The 18,416-nt window shown below is 58.4% G+C and carries 17 protein-coding genes; all 17 read right to left on the minus strand.

What is annotated here, in order from left to right; all coding sequences use genetic code 11:
* Window position 1: 1 nt before the first annotated feature.
* Window positions 2–688: a D-sedoheptulose-7-phosphate isomerase gene (locus AC58P5_RS13960; RefSeq protein WP_497387377.1), complete on the minus strand. Its 687-nt coding sequence runs from the start codon at window positions 686–688 to the stop codon at window positions 2–4.
* Window positions 630–2,351 (minus strand): carbamoyltransferase family protein, encoded by a 1,722-nt coding sequence (locus tag AC58P5_RS13965; RefSeq protein WP_497387379.1) that lies wholly within the window; start codon window positions 2,349–2,351, stop codon window positions 630–632. Before AC58P5_RS13965 ends, AC58P5_RS13960 begins: the two co-directional genes overlap by 59 nt.
* Window positions 2,348–2,845, minus strand: a complete 498-nt coding sequence (locus tag AC58P5_RS13970) for an adenylyltransferase/cytidyltransferase family protein (protein WP_497387381.1) — start codon at window positions 2,843–2,845, stop codon at window positions 2,348–2,350. Before AC58P5_RS13970 ends, AC58P5_RS13965 begins: the two co-directional genes overlap by 4 nt.
* A gap of 3 nt (window positions 2,846–2,848) precedes the next feature.
* A complete protein-coding gene (locus AC58P5_RS13975) occupies window positions 2,849–3,289 on the minus strand; it encodes a hypothetical protein (RefSeq protein WP_497387383.1) in 441 nt (146 codons plus the stop codon).
* Window positions 3,286–4,776, minus strand: a complete 1,491-nt coding sequence (locus AC58P5_RS13980; protein ID WP_497387385.1) for a glycosyltransferase family 9 protein — start codon at window positions 4,774–4,776, stop codon at window positions 3,286–3,288. Before AC58P5_RS13980 ends, AC58P5_RS13975 begins: the two co-directional genes overlap by 4 nt.
* A 12-nt stretch (window positions 4,777–4,788) precedes the next feature.
* Window positions 4,789–5,790, minus strand: coding sequence for a bifunctional heptose 7-phosphate kinase/heptose 1-phosphate adenyltransferase (locus tag AC58P5_RS13985; RefSeq protein WP_497387387.1), 1,002 nt, complete (start codon window positions 5,788–5,790; stop codon window positions 4,789–4,791).
* 110 nt (window positions 5,791–5,900) lie between these two features.
* A complete protein-coding gene (locus tag AC58P5_RS13990) occupies window positions 5,901–7,673 on the minus strand; it encodes an ABC transporter ATP-binding protein (protein WP_497387389.1) in 1,773 nt (590 codons plus the stop codon).
* Window positions 7,670–9,442, minus strand: a complete 1,773-nt coding sequence (locus tag AC58P5_RS13995; protein WP_497387391.1) for an ABC transporter ATP-binding protein — start codon at window positions 9,440–9,442, stop codon at window positions 7,670–7,672. Before AC58P5_RS13995 ends, AC58P5_RS13990 begins: the two co-directional genes overlap by 4 nt.
* 42 nt (window positions 9,443–9,484) lie before the next feature.
* Window positions 9,485–11,230: an ABC transporter ATP-binding protein gene (locus AC58P5_RS14000; protein WP_497387393.1), complete on the minus strand. Its 1,746-nt coding sequence runs from the start codon at window positions 11,228–11,230 to the stop codon at window positions 9,485–9,487.
* Window positions 11,227–12,975 (minus strand): ABC transporter ATP-binding protein, encoded by a 1,749-nt coding sequence (locus AC58P5_RS14005; protein ID WP_497387395.1) that lies wholly within the window; start codon window positions 12,973–12,975, stop codon window positions 11,227–11,229. The genes AC58P5_RS14000 and AC58P5_RS14005 overlap by 4 nt, the downstream gene beginning before the upstream one ends.
* 6 nt (window positions 12,976–12,981) lie before the next feature.
* Window positions 12,982–13,827, minus strand: a complete 846-nt coding sequence (locus AC58P5_RS14010) for a sugar phosphate isomerase/epimerase family protein (protein ID WP_497387397.1) — start codon at window positions 13,825–13,827, stop codon at window positions 12,982–12,984.
* Between the two features lie 201 nt (window positions 13,828–14,028).
* On the minus strand, window positions 14,029–14,406 hold the full coding sequence (locus tag AC58P5_RS14015) for a VOC family protein (RefSeq protein WP_497387399.1): 378 nt from the start codon (window positions 14,404–14,406) through the stop codon (window positions 14,029–14,031).
* 172 nt (window positions 14,407–14,578) lie between these two features.
* Window positions 14,579–14,956 carry a holo-ACP synthase gene (gene acpS / locus AC58P5_RS14020; protein ID WP_497387401.1) on the minus strand — a complete coding sequence of 126 codons (378 nt, stop codon included), beginning with the start codon at window positions 14,954–14,956 and terminating at the stop codon, window positions 14,579–14,581.
* Window positions 14,953–16,161 (minus strand): glycosyltransferase, encoded by a 1,209-nt coding sequence (locus tag AC58P5_RS14025; RefSeq protein WP_497387403.1) that lies wholly within the window; start codon window positions 16,159–16,161, stop codon window positions 14,953–14,955. Before AC58P5_RS14025 ends, acpS begins: the two co-directional genes overlap by 4 nt.
* Window positions 16,158–16,874: a sugar phosphate nucleotidyltransferase gene (locus tag AC58P5_RS14030; protein ID WP_497387584.1), complete on the minus strand. Its 717-nt coding sequence runs from the start codon at window positions 16,872–16,874 to the stop codon at window positions 16,158–16,160. Before AC58P5_RS14030 ends, AC58P5_RS14025 begins: the two co-directional genes overlap by 4 nt.
* A gap of 23 nt (window positions 16,875–16,897) precedes the next feature.
* Entirely contained in the window at window positions 16,898–17,245 is a 348-nt protein-coding gene (locus AC58P5_RS14035; protein WP_497387405.1) for a 5' nucleotidase, NT5C type, read from the minus strand.
* Between the two features lie 75 nt (window positions 17,246–17,320).
* Window positions 17,321–18,355 (minus strand): BtrH N-terminal domain-containing protein, encoded by a 1,035-nt coding sequence (locus AC58P5_RS14040; RefSeq protein WP_497387407.1) that lies wholly within the window; start codon window positions 18,353–18,355, stop codon window positions 17,321–17,323.
* Between the last annotated feature and the right edge of the window lie 61 nt (window positions 18,356–18,416).

The following is an 18,416-nucleotide window of genomic DNA, read 5'->3' on the forward strand; positions in this document are numbered from 1 at the left end:
GCTATCCCTCCGTTTCCGATTCCGGTCCGAAAAACTCCTCCTCCAGCATAAGGCAGAGGGTATGGTACATCTTCACGTGGTCCTCCTGGATTTCATCCGTTACGGAGGACGGGGAGGCGAGCACCACATCGCTGCAGACGCGTATCCGGCCCTCGCCCGCTCCCGTCAGCGCAACGGTCGCGAGCCCCAGCGTCCGGGCGACTTCCATGGCCCGCGCCACGTTGGCCGCCTGCCCGGAAGTGCTGATGCCCAGGAGCACATCGCCCGGATTCCCGTAGCCCAGAACCTGCTGGGCGAAAACGGCATCCGCCGCCATATCATTCAGAACGGCCGTGACGAGGGCGGTCTGGCTGACAAGCGAGATGGCGGGCAGCCCGAGCTGAAGCCGGTCCAGACAGGCCGGCACCGGCTGACCCGGAAGGCCCGCCGTATCCGGCAGCCGCCCTTTCAGCCGTCTCAGGGCCGCGGCTTCCGGAGGACGCTTCAAGCGGAAGCCCTTCATCAGCTCGCCGACAATGTGCTCGGCATCCGAAGCGCTGCCGCCGTTCCCGCATACGAGAAGCTTGCCTCCGCTCCGGAAGCAGCCCTTCATCACGGCAAATGCCTGCTCCAGCGCAGGGCGGCTGCCTTCAAGACGGCCCTGCTTCCGGACCAGCGTGTCCAGATGGCGTTTTACCGCTTTTTTCACGGCCGTCACCTCCTTCCTTACGCTTCCTATAGATCGTCCCGTTCAGGACCAGGTAATCCAGATCAATCCGCAGGAAACAGGAGATGGCGTCGTGCGGCGTCTCGACTATCGGCTCTCCGTTGTCGTTGAACGAAGTGTTTAACAGCACGGGTGTGCCGGTCACGTTCTCAAAATGAACGAGCAGCTCATGGAAGCGGGGATTCAGCCTGCGCGAAACGGTTTGGACCCTGCCGGTCCGGTCTTCATGACACACCGCCGCCGTCTCCTCCCCTTTGCCCGGCAGGAAAGGCGGAACCAGCAGCATATAGTAAGAAGGGCAGCCGAGGTCAAAAAAATCGGCCTGTCTCTCCTCCAGAACGGCGGGCGCGAACGGACGGAAATGCTCCCGGTGCTTGATGCGGGCATTGATCGTATCCTTTATGTCCGCCTGCCGGGGGTCCGCCAAAATGCTGCGGTTGCCGAGCGCTCTCGGACCGATTTCCGAACGGCCCTGAAACCAGCCGACAATGTGGCCTTCGGCGAGCAGCTCGGCGGTTTTCATAGAGACATCGGCGGCCTCCACTCGTTCGATGCGGTCCGCAAAGGCCCCGGCCGCCTTCGCGCACTCGTCCGGGCCGTAGCTTTTGCCCTGATAAGGCGAGAAAGGAATGTTCACTGCCGTGCGCGGCCGGCCGCCGAGTACGTGGAAGCCGTACAGCGCGCTCCCGATTGCGGTACCCGCGTCCCCTGCCGCCGGCTGGACGAAAATATGCTCGAACGGCGTCTGACGCAATATTTCGTAGTTGGCGACGCTGTTGAGGAATACCCCTCCGGCCAGACACAGATTCCGGCTGCCCGTTACGTTGTACAGATACCGGCTGGCCTTCACAAGGATGCGTTCCATATGATGCTGGACCGCATAAGCCAAATCCGCCTTGGCCTGAAACTTCTCCGGGCCTTCCGCGCCTTCCAGGGTGAGGCGGATATACGTCCGGAGCTCTTTTACCTGATCCAGAGTCTGGCGGAAATTCCCTTCGTCATCCATCGAATAGAAGCTGCCGAAAGCGCCGGTATGCCGTGCGGTGCCGTAGGGCGACAGCCCCATCGTTTTGCCTTCCTGCAGCAGCCCGAAGCCGATCTCCGTCGTGACCCGTTCATAGAACCCCCCGATCGAGTTGGACATGTCCGCATCCGTCAGACCGGTTTCGGAATCGTGGACGGCATGAAAATCCAGCGTGTCCGTTCCCGACACTTTCTTGATTTCGTTAAGCTCCGCGCCGCTTCCAAAATAGTAGCTGACTGTCTCCCGCTCGGCCGGAAAACCCGTGAAGCTGCCTCTTCCGTCCGCCACCAGCACGGCCGCGCTTTGGTACGAAGACGGATAAAATCCGCTTGCCGCATGGGCAAGATGATGATTGATCAATTGAATGTTATCCGCGTACTTCATATAGTAGACGGGGTCGATCAGATCGTTCCCTACAATCAGATCGAGCGATCCGGCATCCAGCCCCTCCGCCTGCAGACAATAATCGGCGGCTCTGCACCGGAACACTTTTCCCCCGAGACCCAGACAATGCTTGACCCGCGCAAGCCTTTCTTCTTCCATCATGCAGCGGACTTCGCCATCGCGGACCAGACAGGCCGAATAATCGTGAATAGAGCCGCCCAAGCCCAGTATGTTCATGAAAACCTCCTTTCGTCCCGCAAAATAGAGCGCAGCCTGGAGGAGGAAGCTTTCTTATCCTCGCCGGCAATCTTGATTTCACAGCCGATTTCACGGGCGGCCGCCATTTCGGGAAACGTTTTGTCTTTATAATCCCAGCCTTTGACAAAGAAATCGGGACGGATGGCTCTCAGCGATTCGCAGCAGTCGTCCTCCCCGAAAATAAACACATAGTCCACGACCTCAAGAGCGGCTAGGATGCCGGCCCTCTGCCCCGCTTCGAAAACCGGCGGACGGCTTTTGATTCTGCGGACGGAAGCGTCCGAATTCACGGCTACGACGAGAATATCCCCCATGCCGCGCGCGGCCTGCAAATAATCCAGGTGCCCGATATGAAAAATATCAAAGCAGCCTCCGGCCATGACGACGGTCTTAGTCTTCTCTCCGCTTTTTACCGCCCGTGCCCGTGCAAGCTCCGTTTTCAATTCCGGCAAATCTGTCAGCTTGTTCCTCATCGTTTATCGGACCCTTCTGCCGGATTTATGTATCCAATACGAAACGAGCCGGTGATAGGACAAAGAGCGGGACGGGACGTGAACCGGACACATCGGACAATAGGAAAAGCCCGTAAACCGGTAGGCAAACCGACGAAGCTCTCCAAGCAGCACGACCCCTCCGACATCGAAAGGCGTCTTCCATACCTCCTCCGCGCTCCGGTAACAAACCGAATCGGACAAAACCTCCTCATCGTCGGTGACGATCAGGACGGATTTATTCTCCGCGTTCCCTTCTGTCGTCTCCGTCTCGGTCAGCAGCAGAAAATCGGCAAGCCCTTCGTTAGCGGAAGCTGTTGAAACGGAATAGCCGTACTCCCGGATCGTCCGGGCCAGTTCCAGACGCAGACTTTCGAGGTCCATCCCCTCCCTCGTCCGGTCCCAGATATATACGATTCTACTCATCGCCCGATCACCCCGATCACCCACTCTATCCCTTGTCCTTCCAGCGTGTCCTCCGCCGTATGAAGCTCCTTGCCGAGCGAAAGTCTTCCATCCAAAATATCCGTGAGCCTGGCAAATGCCAGCTCCGCCGGGATATCCGCGATATCCGCGCTCCGGGGGACGAGGCTGTAATTGGCTCTCAGCGTCCGGAAGCTGACGTGGGACTCGTCAGGCGTGAAAGGAAACTGCAGATGGGGAAAGCTTCTGCCCCAGAGCGTGATATGAGGCACGCCGAGAAAGCCCGCCATGTGCCCGCAGACACTGTCGATTCCGACTACCGCGTCGAGTCCCGCAATTGCGGCAAACAACCGCTCCACCGGCAGCCCGCTCCAATCGCTGCACCCTTCCGCCGGATAAGGAAGCGGCGTCAAATTGACCAGCGCGAGTCCCCGCTCCCGGCACAGGGCGATAAACCGCCCGGCTCTGGCTGCGGGCCAGGAGCGCTTCGCATCCCCGGTGTGGAACTGGATGCCCACGACCTTGCATCCCGCCGCCCGCAGCCCCGCCAGCTCTTCAGCCTGTTCGGCAGGCAGAGGCGGATAGAAGACGGGAACCGGTTCCGCAAGCGCATAGGGCCGGTTAAAGCCGAGCGCCGCGCCGAACAGCCCGCTTATGTGCCGCAATGGCGGCGCAGAAACGGAAACCGGCAGAAGAATGGCTTTGCGGTACAGGGAGGACCGCAGCACCGCTTCGTACACGGCCGGGCTTTCCGGACTCCGGTAAATGCGGCAGCCCTGCAGGAAAGTCCCGAAGAACGACGCCAGCTTCTCCTTGGCTATGAGATGGACCTCATGCCCGAGACGGGCTTCCCTGTCTATAAACTTCCGCAGCAGGGGAAGCAGGATGACGCCGTCGCCGTATCCGAGAAACCAGTCGGCTATAACGGCCTTCGGTTTGGGCTTGCCGCGAACCGCAGTGCCGACGTCCAGCTTCTCGGCCGGTTCGGCCGCCCGGAAGTAGAACGGGAAACAGAACCGGTCTCTGTAGACGTACAGCTCCGCAGGCTCATACTGCTTGGGAATGTCCCCGATCAGGTGGGCGTAATCCGCTGCGGCCTCCGCTGCGGCTCCCATTCCGGTTCCGGTTCCGGTCTTGGGCGCATGAAAGGCGAAAGCCGTCACGATCCGGCCGGAGTCCGCTGCTGCGGAAAGATTTGCGCCGGAATCGGACTCGTTCTCTGCGCCGCCGCGCTCTCCTTGCAAATACCGCACAAGAGCCTCCAGCCCGTTCCGGTTACTCACGGCCCGTACTGTAAATCCTCCCGCCCGGAACAAGGGGAGATCCGCCATACGCAGACGGATGACAGTCAGATCGGGCGTTTTCTCCGACAGGAGCCTCATTACGTCTTCCTCCCGTTCGGCGGCTGTCCATACGAGAATTTTGCTGCGGGACGCCCGGAGGTAGTCCCTTCTATTTTTCACCTGCTGCCGAAAAGCTTCGTCCGCCATAACTCCACCTCCTCACGGGCGCTGGCCGTCCCGTTGTTTCATTTGCCCGATAAATGCGGTCAATTCCCGGGTGCTCACCGTCGAAGTGTACGCCTTGGCAACCGAAACGGCGGCGGACGCATTGCTCAACATAAAGCTTTCCTCCAGCGACAGCCCGCGGGCAATCCCTGCCGCAAAAGCCGCCAGAAAAGAGTCTCCCGCGCCCACCTCGCAAACCGGTTCTTTGCAATAGGCAGGAGCATGGCGGATTTCTTCTGGGGTAACCAGAAAGCTGCCCTCCTCCGCCGCCTTCAGAACCAGGGCGCCGATCTCCCATTCGGCCAGCTTTCCTTGGGCGTACCGCGCCGCCTCCGCCGGATTTTCATAGCTGCACGAGGTCAGCTTGTTGAACTCGGCGAGGTTCGGGAACAGCACGGAGGCGTGCGCGTAGCGTGCTATGTTTTCCCCCGCCGGATCGACGAGAACCGGGACGCCTTTGTCCGCCGCCCGGCGGATATAACCGGCGATCAGGGAATCCGGCAGTACGCCTTTGCCCAGGTCCGACAGCACGGCGCAGTTGACGGCGGGCAAGCTGTCCGCATGCTTCAGCAGAAGCCCCGCAACGGAGACGGACAACGGCGTATTGTCCTCCCTGTCCACACGGAAATGCAGCCCTTTTCCGTCCGACAGCCGGGTTTTCAGCGTCGTTAGTCTGCCGTGCTCGGCGATCAGACCGCCGGTATCAATCCGGTCCCCCGCCAGGCTGCGCAGCCTGTCCGCTTCCGTGTCCGTGCCCAGCGCGCCGAGAACAGCCGCTTTCCCGCCCAATGCGGCGATGTTCAAGGCGACGTTCAGGGCATTTCCCGGAAAATATAGGCCGGGTCCTTTACGCAGGACGACGCAGTGTTCATTGGGAGAATAATCCCGGGCACAGGCCGTGTATTCATCGAGCAGGATATCGCCGAGAACAATCGTAATCCCGGGCGGCTTGCGTCCCAGGCGGTTCAGCAGCTTCTCTTTGCAGCTCGGTTCCAATCCATCACCTTCTTTTCTGTTCGGAAAAACCCGCTTCTTGCAGCCGAAGCCCAACCGGTGTTCTTCTATACGTCCAGTGTAAGAAGCACGGAGGCGGAGCACTCGGCTTTTTAAGGACGATTCACCGGGAAAGTGCCGCCGGTTTCATCCAACAGCGCTCTGAATTCCTCCGAAGCGAGGGTCAGCTCCCGGAAGGTGCCCTGGGCTTCAATTTCCCCATCCTTCATAACGATAATATGGTCGGCCCGCCGCAGTGCCTCTCTCCGGTGAGAAACGACAAGGCAGGTCGCTTCCTCGCGGGCGTTCAGACGCTCCCATAGCCTGCTTTCCGTCTCGGCGTCCAAAGCGCTCGACATGTCGTCGACAACAAGAACCTCGCTGCGGCGGACAAACATCCGGGCGGCGGCGGAACGCTGGATTTGACCGTTCGACAATTTCACGCCGCGGACTCCGACCGCGGTATGAAGCCCGTTTTCCAGCAGGCGCACATCTTCTTCCAGCACGGCGTCATAAACGGCCTGTTCCAATCCCTCTTCAGGCAGGCCGAGCAAAATATTCTCCTTCAGCGTCCCGTTGTACAGCTTCGGCACTTGAGGGGTATAAGCGGTGCGCGGAGGGATAAAAAATTCACCCGGGTTCGCTATCCGCCGGTTATTCCAGCGGATCTCTCCGGCAGCAGCCGGCAGCAGGCCCAGTATCGTTCTGAGCAGCGTCGTTTTACCCGAGCCGACCCGTCCTACGATGACGACAAAAGAGCCGCGGGAGATCTGAAGATCGATCCGCTTGATTCCTTTGGATGTGCCGGGATAGAAATACGTCAGGGATTTCGTCTGAAGCTGTTTGAACTGTCTGGATTCCGAAACGGCCGGCGGCGGGGCAGCCGGGGGCGTTTCCGCCAGATCCAGGGGTTTAAAGTCGATCATCCTGTCCAGGGGCGAGCCCTGCAGCAGCCAGTTCAGCCGCCTTAAATACCCTTTTACCTGTTTAATCTGGGTGATGCTGGTTCCGCTGTACTCAATAAATTTGCTCATATGCAGCAGCAGATGAACGAACAAAGCGTAATCTCCGACGGTAAACTCTCCCGGCCCAAGCAGGCGCGCTCCGGCCAACAGAAGGACGCCCGATCCGATCTGGACCAGATTCGGCAGCAGCGCGTACATAAGCTGGCTCATGACTCTATCGCGGGAAACCTGCTTCCGCCGGTCATCGGAAAGACGTGAGAATTCTTCCACTACACTGTCCTCGGCTCCGGCTACTTTGACCGCCAGCACCGATTGGAATACCTCGCTCATAAAGCCGGACAGTTCCCGCCGTCCGCCGCCCTTCGGCCGGAGCCGGATGTTCATCCGGATGATGCTGATCTGCACGAGAGCAAATACGGCAATCAGCGGAAGAATGACGCCCAGCGTTACCGGAACGTTTACCGCGAATAACACGGCCAGCGCCGTAAGGAAGAAGACCGTTTTGACAACAAGAAGGTTCACGTTCCGTATCGTATCGGCCAGTTGATCCACATCGTCCCGGAACTGGCTGACGGCTTCGCCCGGCGACCCCGGAATAGCTCTTGCTCCCGGCTTGCCGAGTATGTGATTCAGCAGATTTTGGCGGATAAGGCCTTTGATACGGAAATTAAGCGCGGTTTCGGTGCGGGACGCAAACCGGATCGATCCCAGCGTTGCGGCCGCATTGACAGCCAGTAGGACCACGACGAACCAAGTAACGTCGGACGATGCCGAATGACCCGTAAGCTGATCGAAAAACATTTTCATCAGGAGGCCCGCGGCAACCGGAGCCAGGTTAAAGGGAAGCCATTGAAAGATGCCCTTCCAAAACAATCCGGGATGGTAAGCGGCCATCCTCCATAAAAACTGCCTCGTGTTCATATAGTCTCCTTTCCGGATGCTTGTCTTAATAGCCGGGAATAGCGGGAGCCCGGCTGTTCCGTCAAAGCTTGACGGCTCCCCTGCTCCACGATCCGGCCTCCGTCCATCACGAGAATGCGGTCCATGCCGCGCAGCGTGTTCAGCCGGTGCGCGATGACGATGGCCGTTCTGCCTTGCAGGAGCCGGTTTGTGGCCTGCTGCACTTTTTCCTCGGTAGAGGGGTCCAGCCTGGAAGAAGCTTCGTCCAGAATGACCAGCGAAGGATTCCGCAGAAAAATGCGGGCAAGTGCGAGCAGTTGGGCCTCGCCTGCGGATAACCCTTCTCCCTGCGCCAGGATCACCGTATCCAGTCCCGAAGGCAGCGCACGATACCAGCTCCCGAGCCCCAGCTGATCCAATACTTCCACAATTCGTTCGTCCGGGATGTCCGGGGCGAAGAAAGTGACGTTATCCCGGACGCTTCCGCTTAAAATCCGCACCTCCTGCGTCACGAGGCCGACGCGCTCGCGCAGCTGCGCCAGCCGGATACGGCGTATATCCGTTCCCCCGAGCAGAACGGTCCCCTCCGCGGGATCATACAGCCGCAGGAGCAGGCGGATTACGGAAGTTTTACCGCTGCCCGTCCTGCCGACGATGCCGAGCGACTGACCCGCTTGGAGGCTGAACGTAAGGTCCGAAAGGACGCTGCCGGATTCGCCTCCATAGCCGAAACTCACTCCCCGGAAGTCCACGGAGAGCGGACCTTCCCGAAGCGGCGCTTCCTCCTCCGGCTCAGGGTCCCGGATAACCGGAGCCTCGGCCAGCAGCCCGCCGATCCTTTCCAGATGGGCCTCGGCCCGCTGTAAATTGCCGATAAGATCCCGGATCTGATCGATCGGACCCGCAAGAAGGCCCATATAAAACAGCATCATGTACAAGGCCCCCACGGTAATCAGGCCGCCGGTCCATAAATAAGTGCCCAGGGCCAGGACAAGTACGGTTCCCAGACCCAGAATCACGGTGGAAGCCGCCCACATCAGGGAAAAACCGAATCCGGCCTGCATATGCCTCGGGAACCACTGCCGGAGCACCTGCCTGAACTTGTAAACGGCATACGGTTCGGCTCCGCTGGAGCGCGTATCTTCGGTATGGGCCAGCTGGTCCCCTAGGCAGGCGTAGAAATCCGCGCCCGCTTCCCCCACCCGCACCCAGAACGGAAGCGTCCATTCCCTGATCCGGCCGAACGTAAGCAAAGCGGCCGCGACAAATAACGTCATAGCGGACCCCATCCAGCTGTTTTCGTAAAAAAGGACGGCCAGCACGCCAACGATAAGACCGATATTGCCGCACAAAGAAACCGTCAGCATAGAGAAAAAACCGGACAACCCTCTCACGTCGCCGTCTATTCGTTCGATCAGCTCGCCGGCGGGGTGCGTCTGAAAAAAAGAACCGTCCTGCCTCAAACAATGCTCCAGCAGGTCCGCCCTAAGCCGGTTCGCCGCCGTCCAGCCGATCCATTCTCCCGCATAGTCGGCACCGATCGTGGCGAGCAGCTGGACCAAAGCCAGCCCGGCAAACAATACGGCCAGACCTGCCATGCCCGAAGCGGAAGAGGACGGTCCCGTGTCGATCAGCATGCGCAGCACTTGAGGATTGATGAGCTGCAGGCCGATATTCAGGACGACCAGTGCGCAAAGGATCAGGACGGGCCGGCGCAGCGCGGCCAGATAGGTTCTCAGCAGCCTGTAATAGCGAAGTACCGGAACCTTGGGTAACGATAAAAAGGCCACTCGGCTTTTCCTCCTTGGAAGTATGAGATTTCACCGCGGGTTTTACGGCCGCTCCCATAAGCGCCGCATTTCTTCGGAGGATCGCAGAAGTTCATCCAGGGTGCCCTGCTCCCCGATAGCGCCGTCTTTCAGAACGACGATATGATCCGCTCTCTCGAAAGCGGCCCTGCGGTGGGACACGACCAGAAAGGTCGTGTCCCGGAGCTGATCCAGCCGCTTCCACAGCTCGCTTTCCGTCCGGGCGTCCAGGGAGCTGGACAAGTCATCCAGGACAAGGAGGCTGCTCTTCCGGGCAAACATCCGGGCCGCCGCCGTCCGCTGAATCTGTCCCCCGGACAGCTTGACTCCCTTCACGCCGACAATCGTCCGGAGGCCTTTTTCCAACTGACTGACGTCCTTGTCCAGCACAGCTTGATAGACCGCTTCCCCGAGCCGTTCTTCGGCCAAGCCGAGCAGAATGTTTTCCTTCAGGGAACCGTTAAAAAGGCCCGGCACCTGCGGGGTATAAGCGGCCCGCGGCGGCGTGAAAAACCGGTCCGGCTCCTCCACTTTCTCCAGGTTCCAGCGTATTTCACCCGCGTCCGCAGGCAGCAAGCCGAGCAGGGTCCGCAGCAGCGTCGTTTTTCCCGAGCCGTTGCGCCCCGTAACGACCACGAACGATCCCCCGGGAATATGGAGGTCTATATTCCGGATTCCCTTACCCGTGCCGCCGTAAAGGTAAGTCAGCCCTCTGGTCTCCAGCAGCAGCAGCGGGCTTGGGGAAGCCGGGAGCCCGGGAGACGGCGGCGGAACTTCTTCCTTCAGATACAGCGTCCTTCGCGCGAGCAGCGTATCGGGCGGTGCTCCCTGCAGAAGATGGAGAAGCCTGTTTACGGACACGCGCGCCTGCCTGTACGTTTTCAAGAGAGAACCGGCGTACTGGACAAACCCTGTCAAAACTCCGATATAGGCCACAAACAGGGCGAAGTTCCCCACGGTCAGCTCCCCTTTCCCCGAAAAAAAAGCGGCCGCCAGCAGAATAAAACCCGTTCCGGTCTGCATCGTGTTCGTAAAAAAGGCCGAGACAGTCTGGTCCAGCAGCCTTTCTTTCAGAACGGCCCTCATGCGCGTCTCTCCGAGTGACCGGAAGCGGCGGCTTACGAAAGTTTCCGCATTCTGCAGCCGGATCGCCTGGGCCGCGCCGCAAACCTCCCCGATAAAGCCCGATATCCCGCTTTCCGCTTTCCGGGAAGCTTCCCGTCTTTTTTGCAGAGAAGCCGCCGCGAATTGGCCGAGACTCAAAATAAACACAAGCGGTAAAAAAACAAGCAGCGTTATGCCGGGGGAAGCCGACCATAAAATTACGCCGGCCGTCACCGCAAACAGAGCTTTGACGGGCAGCAGGTTGTATAAGCGCAGCAGGTCGGCCAGCTCCTCCACATCGTCCCGGAACGTCGAGACGGCTTCGCCCGTCGTATAAGGAATAGACCGGGCCCCGGGCCGCTTAAGGATATGCTCCAGCAGATTTTGCCGGATCAGTCCCTTGACGCGGAAGTTCAGCTCCGTCTCCGTCCGGGTCCCCCACACGATGGACCCCGCCGAAGCCAGCGCGTTCACGGCCAGCAGCGCGATGACAAACCACACCCCGCCGGGCTCCTCCCCGGTGCCTGCCAGTTTGTCGAAAACCAGCTTGACCAGCAGCCCCGCGATTACGGGCGACAGATTGAACGGCAGCCAGATCGCGGCCCCCTTCCAGAAAAGCCGGGGATGGCAGACGGACAATCCCCACATCAGTCGAAGCGGGCTCATACAGTCCGGTTACGCAGGCTTTGACGCAGCAGCCGCGAATAGCGCGAATCGGGATCTTCCAGCAGGGCCCCCTGCGGACCGTTCTCCGCAATCCGCCCGCTGTCCATCACCAAAATCCGGTCCACATGCCGGAGCGTACTCAGTCTGTGGGCGATAAGGATAGCCGTTCTTCCCCGGAGCAGCTTCCTTACGGCGCGGTCGAGTTTTTCCTCCGTTGCCGGGTCGAGACGGGAAGAAGCTTCATCCAGGATAATCAGCCCGGGGTCCTTGAGAAAAACGCGCGCGAACGCCAGCAGCTGCGCCTCGCCTGCGGACAGTCCGCCTCCTCCGGCTTCGAGCTGCGTATCCAAGCCTTGCGGAAGCGCCTGAAACCAGCTGTCCAGGCTTAATTCGGTAAGCAGGCCGACAATTTTCCCGTCCGGGATGCCGTGATCAAAGAAGGTCAAATTATCCCGGACCGTGCCTTTAAAGATCTGCACATCCTGCGTGACGATGCCCACACGCTCCCTCAGCCCGGCCAGCTTTACGCGGCTTATGTCGGTTCCGCCCAGAGAGACTGTGCCCGACTGCGGGTCGTAAAGGCGCAAAAGCAGCCTCGCTATCGAGGTTTTGCCGCTCCCCGTGCGGCCCACTATGCCGAGCGATTCGCCAGCTTCCAGCTTGAACCCGATCCCGCGCAGCACAGGCTCTCCGGGAGTATAGCCGAATTCGACGCTGCTGAATTCGACGGAAAGCGCGCCTCCCTGCAGGGTCTCTCCTCCTTCCGCGGGGTCGCCAACCGTCGGCCGGATTTCGAACAGCTGCCGGATCCGTTCGATGTTGGCCGAAGCCCGCTGCAGAGCCCCCAGCTCCAGCCGGATGGTATCGATAGGCCCGACCAGCATAACCGTGTACATCATGATCATGTAGACGGTTCCGGGACTTGCCGCACCGGCATGCCACAGCCAAGAGCTGACGCCGAATGTGAGGATGGTGCTTAAACCCAGCAGCAGCATGGAACTCATCCACATGACGGTGAAGGCGCGGCCGGCCTCCATATGAACGGGAAGCCATTGCTGCAGAAGGGTTTTAAACTTCCGCATCACGTACCCCGAAGCTCCGCTCGAGCGGGTATCTTCCGTATTCGTCAGCTGTTCGCCGATAAAACCGAAGAAGGCGGAGGACGTTTCGCCGACACGGACCCAATGCGGAAGCGCATAATCGCGAAGGAGGTAATACACAAGTGCCGCGCCGGCCACAAACAAGGTCATAACGGCTCCGACACTCCAGTGGATGTTGTAAAGAATGATCAGGGTGACGCCTAAAAGCACCAGATTGTTCGTGAACCGGACCACAAATTTATAAAAAAACTCAGCCAGCCCGTTGACCGCTCCGTCTACACGGTCCAGCAGTTCACCGGGGCTGTAACGGTGGAAGAAAGCGATGTCCTGCCCCAGACAGTGCCTCATCAGCCCGCAGCGGAGTTTGTTGGCGGCCGACCAGCCGACATGCTCTCCCACATAGTCCGAAGCCAGTGAAAGAATCTGATAACACACGCCCAGCAGGATGAAAAGGAAAATGAATCTTTCCGCGGGTTCCGGAGAATTCAGGGAATCAAAGTACTTCATTAACAGCCAGGGAATCGTAAGCTGTACGGCGATATTGGCGGCCAACAGCAGCGTTAACAGCGCGAAGCGGCTCTTGTGCTGTTTCAGATAAGGGCCGACCAGGCGAAAATAAGGGAGAATCGGTAGCTTTGTCCACATGTCCGTCTATTTTCTTCCTTTCTTGACTGAATTTCGCGTTTCTCTCTCCAGAACATCCAGAGACAGACGTACGGCTTCACCCGGTGGACAGGAGACTTCATCCATTTCCAAGGTCAGAAAACCCGAGAAGTCATACCCGGCCAGGTCCTGCAAGAGAGAAGGAAGATCAAGCATCCCGCCCCCCAGCTCCGTAAAAACGGTTTTCCGGCTGCCCGGCCGGGATCTCCCCGGAGCGCCCTCTGCAGGACGGGCATCCTTCACATGCAGAGCCGTTATTCTCGGGCCGTACCGCTCAAGCAGGTCCCGCATCGCGATACCGGCTTCATGGAGATGCCCCACATCCGGAACCAGCCCGAGATCGCCCGGTGCCCGCTCCATGACGTAATCGATTTCCTCCCGCGTATAAATGCAGTGGGAAATGTGCGGATGAATGGCCGCGGCTACCCCGTAAAAGCTGTACCGCTTGTGAATTTCGGCCACCATGGCGACCATGCGGAGCCGGTCTTCCTCAGTCCAGCTCCGTTTCAGCCGGATGCCCGGGCCCAGAATCACCCGGCCGATTCCGGCCGTCGCCAGCATTCTCGCCAGCCGGTCATGGTGCAGGTAGATTTCCCGGCGCCGGTTCCAGCCCGCGAAATGCCCGAATTCGAAAACACCGGACACGCTGTGGCCCGTTTCGTTCAGCAGCTCCCGCCATCGGTTGATTTCCCGCTCAAAAGGCAGAAGCAGGCGGCTGCCGATTTCTATATAGGCCACATCCAGCGCGGCCAGCTCCTTCAGAGCGGTCCGATAGGCCTCTCCCCACGGAGTGAGCTGGCATGAAACTTTCGAACGTTGAAAAACCTGTGTCATCTTTCCGCACCTTCATTGTCTTTGTGAGTTTCCGCCGGATAGATTTGCCATCCGGGTTCGCCGTATAGGTTTATTGTAGGTTTCCGCCGCCCCGTCTTCTCGGGTTTCCATGCGTTATGCTGCGGGATTAAACTGTACAGCGGCCAGAAAACGCAAAAAAAACCGGCCCCTTCCGGGTACCGGTTGCTTGACGCGCGTTTTTTAAGCTTCCGCCAATTGTAAAACGCCGATAAAATTATGGTTAATGTCGTAAAATTTCAGAAACTTGGCGAAGCCGCCGTCATTGAAGCTGACGATTCTGACCTGCTCTTCTTCCAGCCTGCGGGCAAGGAGATCGATTTCATTGCTTTTGAAGAATATGACCGGCATGGTCTCTCCGTCTTTGTCAAAATGGGCGGAGGAATACTCGTTAGACTGCCACAGCATTAAATTGGGTCCGTTCTCCAGTTTCAGCATCGCACATTCCCCGTAATTATCAAGCAGTGTGCAGCCGAACATTCTCCCATACCACTCAATGGATTGCTCCAGGTTAGAGACAGGCAGTTGAACATGATCTATTCCGGTCAAAGTTTGGGTCACGGGATCAGCTCCTCGACGATTTTAGGAACACGCTTCCATAATTGGATAAACATATTTACATCTTACCTTTCCGGCTGTCCGAGCGTCAAGAAATAATGAGCGCGCGCTCCACAGCAAAAAAGCCTGTCGGCTGCCTCCGGCGGAGACACTTCAACAGACTGCGGAATAGGGTTTATGCCTTGCAGAGAACTACCTGACCGACCGCATACTCCCCCGAATGGGAGATGCTTATGTATACGTGAAGTCCCAGCCGTTTGCGGTCTTCCTCCGCCTTCCCGTGCAGGGTAAGCTCAGGCTGGCCGGAGGGTTTGTTGACCACTTCCAGATCTTTAAATAAGTACTTCCCGCCCAATCCGGAACCCATCGCTTTCAGGAACGCTTCTTTGACGGCCCACCTTGCCGCCAGATGCTGGACGGGGCAGCTATACCGGCTGCTGTAAGCCCGCTCGCGGTCCGTGAACACTTTCTGAAGGAAGCTCTCCCCCTGCCTCTTCACCGTCTCTTCAAGCTGGGCAATGTTCTGCAAATCCACGCCGATTCCGTAAATCATAGCTCCTCCAGGGCCAGCGCCCTCCGGTTCATAAGCGACATGCACCGCTTGTAGATTTCCCTCGCTCCCCCGTAATTGCGGCTGCGGATCAGCGAAGCGAGTTCCCCGGCCCGTTCTTTATACCCGTCTTCGGCTACATACATGGAAAGCTTATACAAATGATCGGCCGTAAACGTTCCCGGCACCATATACTCCCCCGCTCCCATTTCCTGCACCTTGCGGGCATTGAACTCACGCTCGGTATGCGTCGGCAGGATAAGCGACGGAATCCCCCTCATGATGGCGGACAGGCAGCTTCCGTGCCCCCCGTGGTGGATAAACAACCGGCAGTTCTTCAGCATGTGAGAATTGAAATACGGGATGATCCCGATGTTCCGGGGAAGCCCGGCCTTCAGACGGTCCGGCAGCCCGTCGCCGCTGGCTATAACGACCGGTTCCTTTCTCCCCCCGAATGCCGCCACGACATGGTTCAGCAGCTGCAAACCCGTAGCGCCCGCGGTATCCTGCAGTCTGCCCGGATAGACGAGGACAAACGGCTCTTCCGGAAGACGGGCGCCGGCGGGTCCGGCCGCCGGGTATTCGATAGGCCCCACATAACGAACGCCGTTCGTATAGACGGGGTCCATCTCCGGAATCCCCGGAATAAAGTTGAGCGTCCCCGCATTGAGCTGTTCCATGCCGCGGATGTCCGGCAGGCCCAGCCTGTTCAGTACCCGGTTGACGACAGGCGTTACTCTCGGCAAATTACGGGGAGGGCGTCCCCAGTAGTGCATAGGCTGACCGTCCGGATGGAAGCAGGACTGAGTGACCGAGGCAACCGGGATGCCCAGATAGCGGGCGGCGATTGCCGTGTGGGGACTCATGTCCGCTATAACCAGATCGGCGTTGAATTTCTCCAGCATGCGGATCCGGTGCTGAATCCAAGCCTGGACGAAATCCGGGTCGAGCAGGCCCGCTCCCGCATAGTAATGGTCCAGGTTATAGAAAACCGCCCCCCCGGCTATCATTCTCTCGGCGGAAGGAACGGTCGGATCGTCGTCAGGCAGATGCTTGAAGCCTCTGCTTTCAATAAAAGCCGCGCTGCCTTCCCCGTAAATACTGAAAGCCGCCGTGTGTCCGGAACGCCGGAAGTGCTCGGCTACCGGCAAACACCGGAGCACGGGGCCAAGTCCGCCGCTTAAACCGAAAAAGATCCGTTTCGTCATGCCCCATCACTCTCCCGCTTTCCGTAGTTTTTTGTAAAATAAGCAACCTCGTCCGGCGTTCCCAGCGGAAAGCATTTCGCCGCCTGGTCCGCCACGACGGTAAATCCCCGCGCGATCAGCCGGTTGTACAGCGGAGCCACGTAGGTTTCGCCTTCCGCCGTTCCCAGGCGCACGGCTTCTTCCGCCGACTCCAGAAACAGGCCGGCTTGCCGGAAATAGTACAGCCCCGTCGTCGCCCGGTTTGAAATCACCTGCTTCTCCCTGACCTCCGCAACCCGGTCCCGCCCGTCTGTCCGCACATAACTGTATGCGGGACTCGTGGAGGCAAACACGGAAATAATCCCGTCGGCCTCGTTTCCGATCGTGGAGATCGTTCTGCCTATGGAGGATTCCGTATACGTATCGCAATTGTAAATGAGAAGGGGCAGCTCCGGATCGAGGCACGCTTCCGCGCTTAGTACAGTCTCCGCCTGTCCCCCCGTAGCTTCCGGCAGAGAACGGATAACGGGATTCCCGCAGCAGCTTTTAATGACTGCTTCCAATTCTCCCTGCTCCAGATGATCCCGCAGACAGACGAACAAGATTTTATTCCGGGGAAAATGCGGCGTTAAACTTTCCAGCGCCCATTGCAGCATCGGCTTTCCCGCAACGGGTATGAGCATCTTCGGAACGGATATGCCCGCATCCCGGAAGCGCTGTCCCCGGCCCGCCATCGGAATCACGATTTGGACGGGCCTCATCCGATGTTCAGCCGTTCCAGAACCTCGTCCCAGCTGCGGTAAGCCAGGGCCAGATCATCCACATACACGTCGCCGTAAGGCTTGCCGAAAACAATTTCGTCGTAGGGAATTTCGTAGCGTTCCAGCCAGTCCAGCGTCAGGCTGCCGACCCGGGCAAGAACCTCCCCGACATTGCCCTGGCATGTTTTCATATGACGGGCCGTGTGGATAATGATCCGGTGCCCTTCATCTTTCAGCCTGCGCAAAGCATCGACGGAACCCGGTAAAGGCGTAACATCGGCATACGACTCGCCTTCTTTTTTCAATGTGCAAATAGTTCCGTCCAAATCCAATACGATCCGCATAGTATTCCTCCATTCTTTGCCTACGGCAATCGTACCAGAGCGGGCCGGACAAGAATCAGATTCCGTTGCGGGATATTAGGCGGTTGTTGATTCATCCTTGCGGACGCGATCGGACGGTTCGGCCTTCCGCCGGTCGAGCCACTGCTGCAGAAGGGCCGTATTGTCGGCTTCCTTCTGCTTCACCCGCTCCATTCGGGCCAATACCCGTTCTTCGAAGGCCTCGAATTGATTGCCCGTCGCCGCCCGCATAAGCAAATTAGCCGCCACCATCCAGCTTTGATCGGCTTCCAGATAAGATTCGGCGAGCGCGTGCTCCCCAATAGCTTTAAGAAAATGGTGATGGTGATACCGGGAGTTGGCGATCTCCCTGAATCCTTCATATAAATAACTGGCCGCCTTAAACTTGACGGAGTCTTCTTCGATTGTCTTCAGGCTTTTTATTTTCCCGCAAATGGGCACGAAAGCGGCGAGACCCGAATAACTGCCGGACGGACAATCGTAGGTTGCGGCTCCCTGCATATTCGTCAGGTTGTCTTGGATCACGCTTTTGCAGAATGCCGGCGTAGGCTCCCCGGGCGCGGGCTCGTCCGTTTTTTTCAGAAACCATACATACAACCGTTTATAAAACACGCTGTCCAGAGAAGCGTCGAATACGGCCTGCAGTTCGGACTCTTCGAGAAAGCCGTGATATTCATAATAATGATCGCAGATTTCGAATGCGCCCTCCCGGTAACCGGTAACCTCCAAGGCGTGCGGAAAATGGGTCCTTCTATAAAACCCGCTGTACGGCAAATAAAAAATATCGGATTCGATGATCGCACTCTTCCCGCTGGCAAGAGTCTCTTTCAAAGTCCGCATATAATCGTTTCCCGCAGAGGATCCCGTCTTATGGAGCCGTGCCCCGAATAGCCCGTACACAAAATCGTCCAGCAGCCGGTAATAGGGGCTGATTTGAAACTCATCCTCATCCTCCGTATCGTGATAAAACAATCCGGCCTGGTTGAACAAATAAATCAGACGGGCATCTTCAACGGGAAGCCGCTTCAGCAGAGCGGCAATATTGACGTAGAAACAATTCAACCGGGTTTCTTTGTATAACGTAAAAGTCATCCGTCGGTCCATCCTCCTCCGTTAAGCTGTAAATCGGGGTTTTTCCTTGGCCTCGTACCGG

The organism is Paenibacillus sp. JT31N7, assembly GCF_059692095.1.

Excerpts from the sequence above, each read along its gene's own strand:
- AC58P5_RS14010 (WP_497387397.1), bottom strand. The coding sequence starts at position 13,827 with ATGACACAGGTTTTTCAACGTTCGAAAGTTTCATGCCAGCTCACTCCG.
- AC58P5_RS13970 (WP_497387381.1), bottom strand. The coding sequence starts at position 2,845 with ATGAGGAACAAGCTGACAGATTTGCCGGAATTGAAAACGGAGCTTGCA.
- AC58P5_RS14005 (WP_497387395.1), bottom strand. The coding sequence starts at position 12,975 with ATGTGGACAAAGCTACCGATTCTCCCTTATTTTCGCCTGGTCGGCCCT.
- AC58P5_RS14025 (WP_497387403.1), bottom strand. The coding sequence starts at position 16,161 with ATGACGAAACGGATCTTTTTCGGTTTAAGCGGCGGACTTGGCCCCGTG.
- AC58P5_RS14035 (WP_497387405.1), bottom strand. The coding sequence starts at position 17,245 with ATGCGGATCGTATTGGATTTGGACGGAACTATTTGCACATTGAAAAAA.
- AC58P5_RS13990 (WP_497387389.1), bottom strand. The coding sequence starts at position 7,673 with ATGAACACGAGGCAGTTTTTATGGAGGATGGCCGCTTACCATCCCGGA.
- AC58P5_RS13980 (WP_497387385.1), bottom strand. The coding sequence starts at position 4,776 with ATGGCGGACGAAGCTTTTCGGCAGCAGGTGAAAAATAGAAGGGACTAC.
- AC58P5_RS14000 (WP_497387393.1), bottom strand. The coding sequence starts at position 11,230 with ATGAGCCCGCTTCGACTGATGTGGGGATTGTCCGTCTGCCATCCCCGG.
- acpS (WP_497387401.1), bottom strand. The coding sequence starts at position 14,956 with ATGATTTACGGAATCGGCGTGGATTTGCAGAACATTGCCCAGCTTGAA.
- AC58P5_RS14030 (WP_497387584.1), bottom strand. The coding sequence starts at position 16,874 with ATGGCGGGCCGGGGACAGCGCTTCCGGGATGCGGGCATATCCGTTCCG.
- AC58P5_RS13975 (WP_497387383.1), bottom strand. The coding sequence starts at position 3,289 with ATGAGTAGAATCGTATATATCTGGGACCGGACGAGGGAGGGGATGGAC.
- AC58P5_RS13965 (WP_497387379.1), bottom strand. The coding sequence starts at position 2,351 with ATGAACATACTGGGCTTGGGCGGCTCTATTCACGATTATTCGGCCTGT.
- AC58P5_RS14040 (WP_497387407.1), bottom strand. The coding sequence starts at position 18,355 with ATGACTTTTACGTTATACAAAGAAACCCGGTTGAATTGTTTCTACGTC.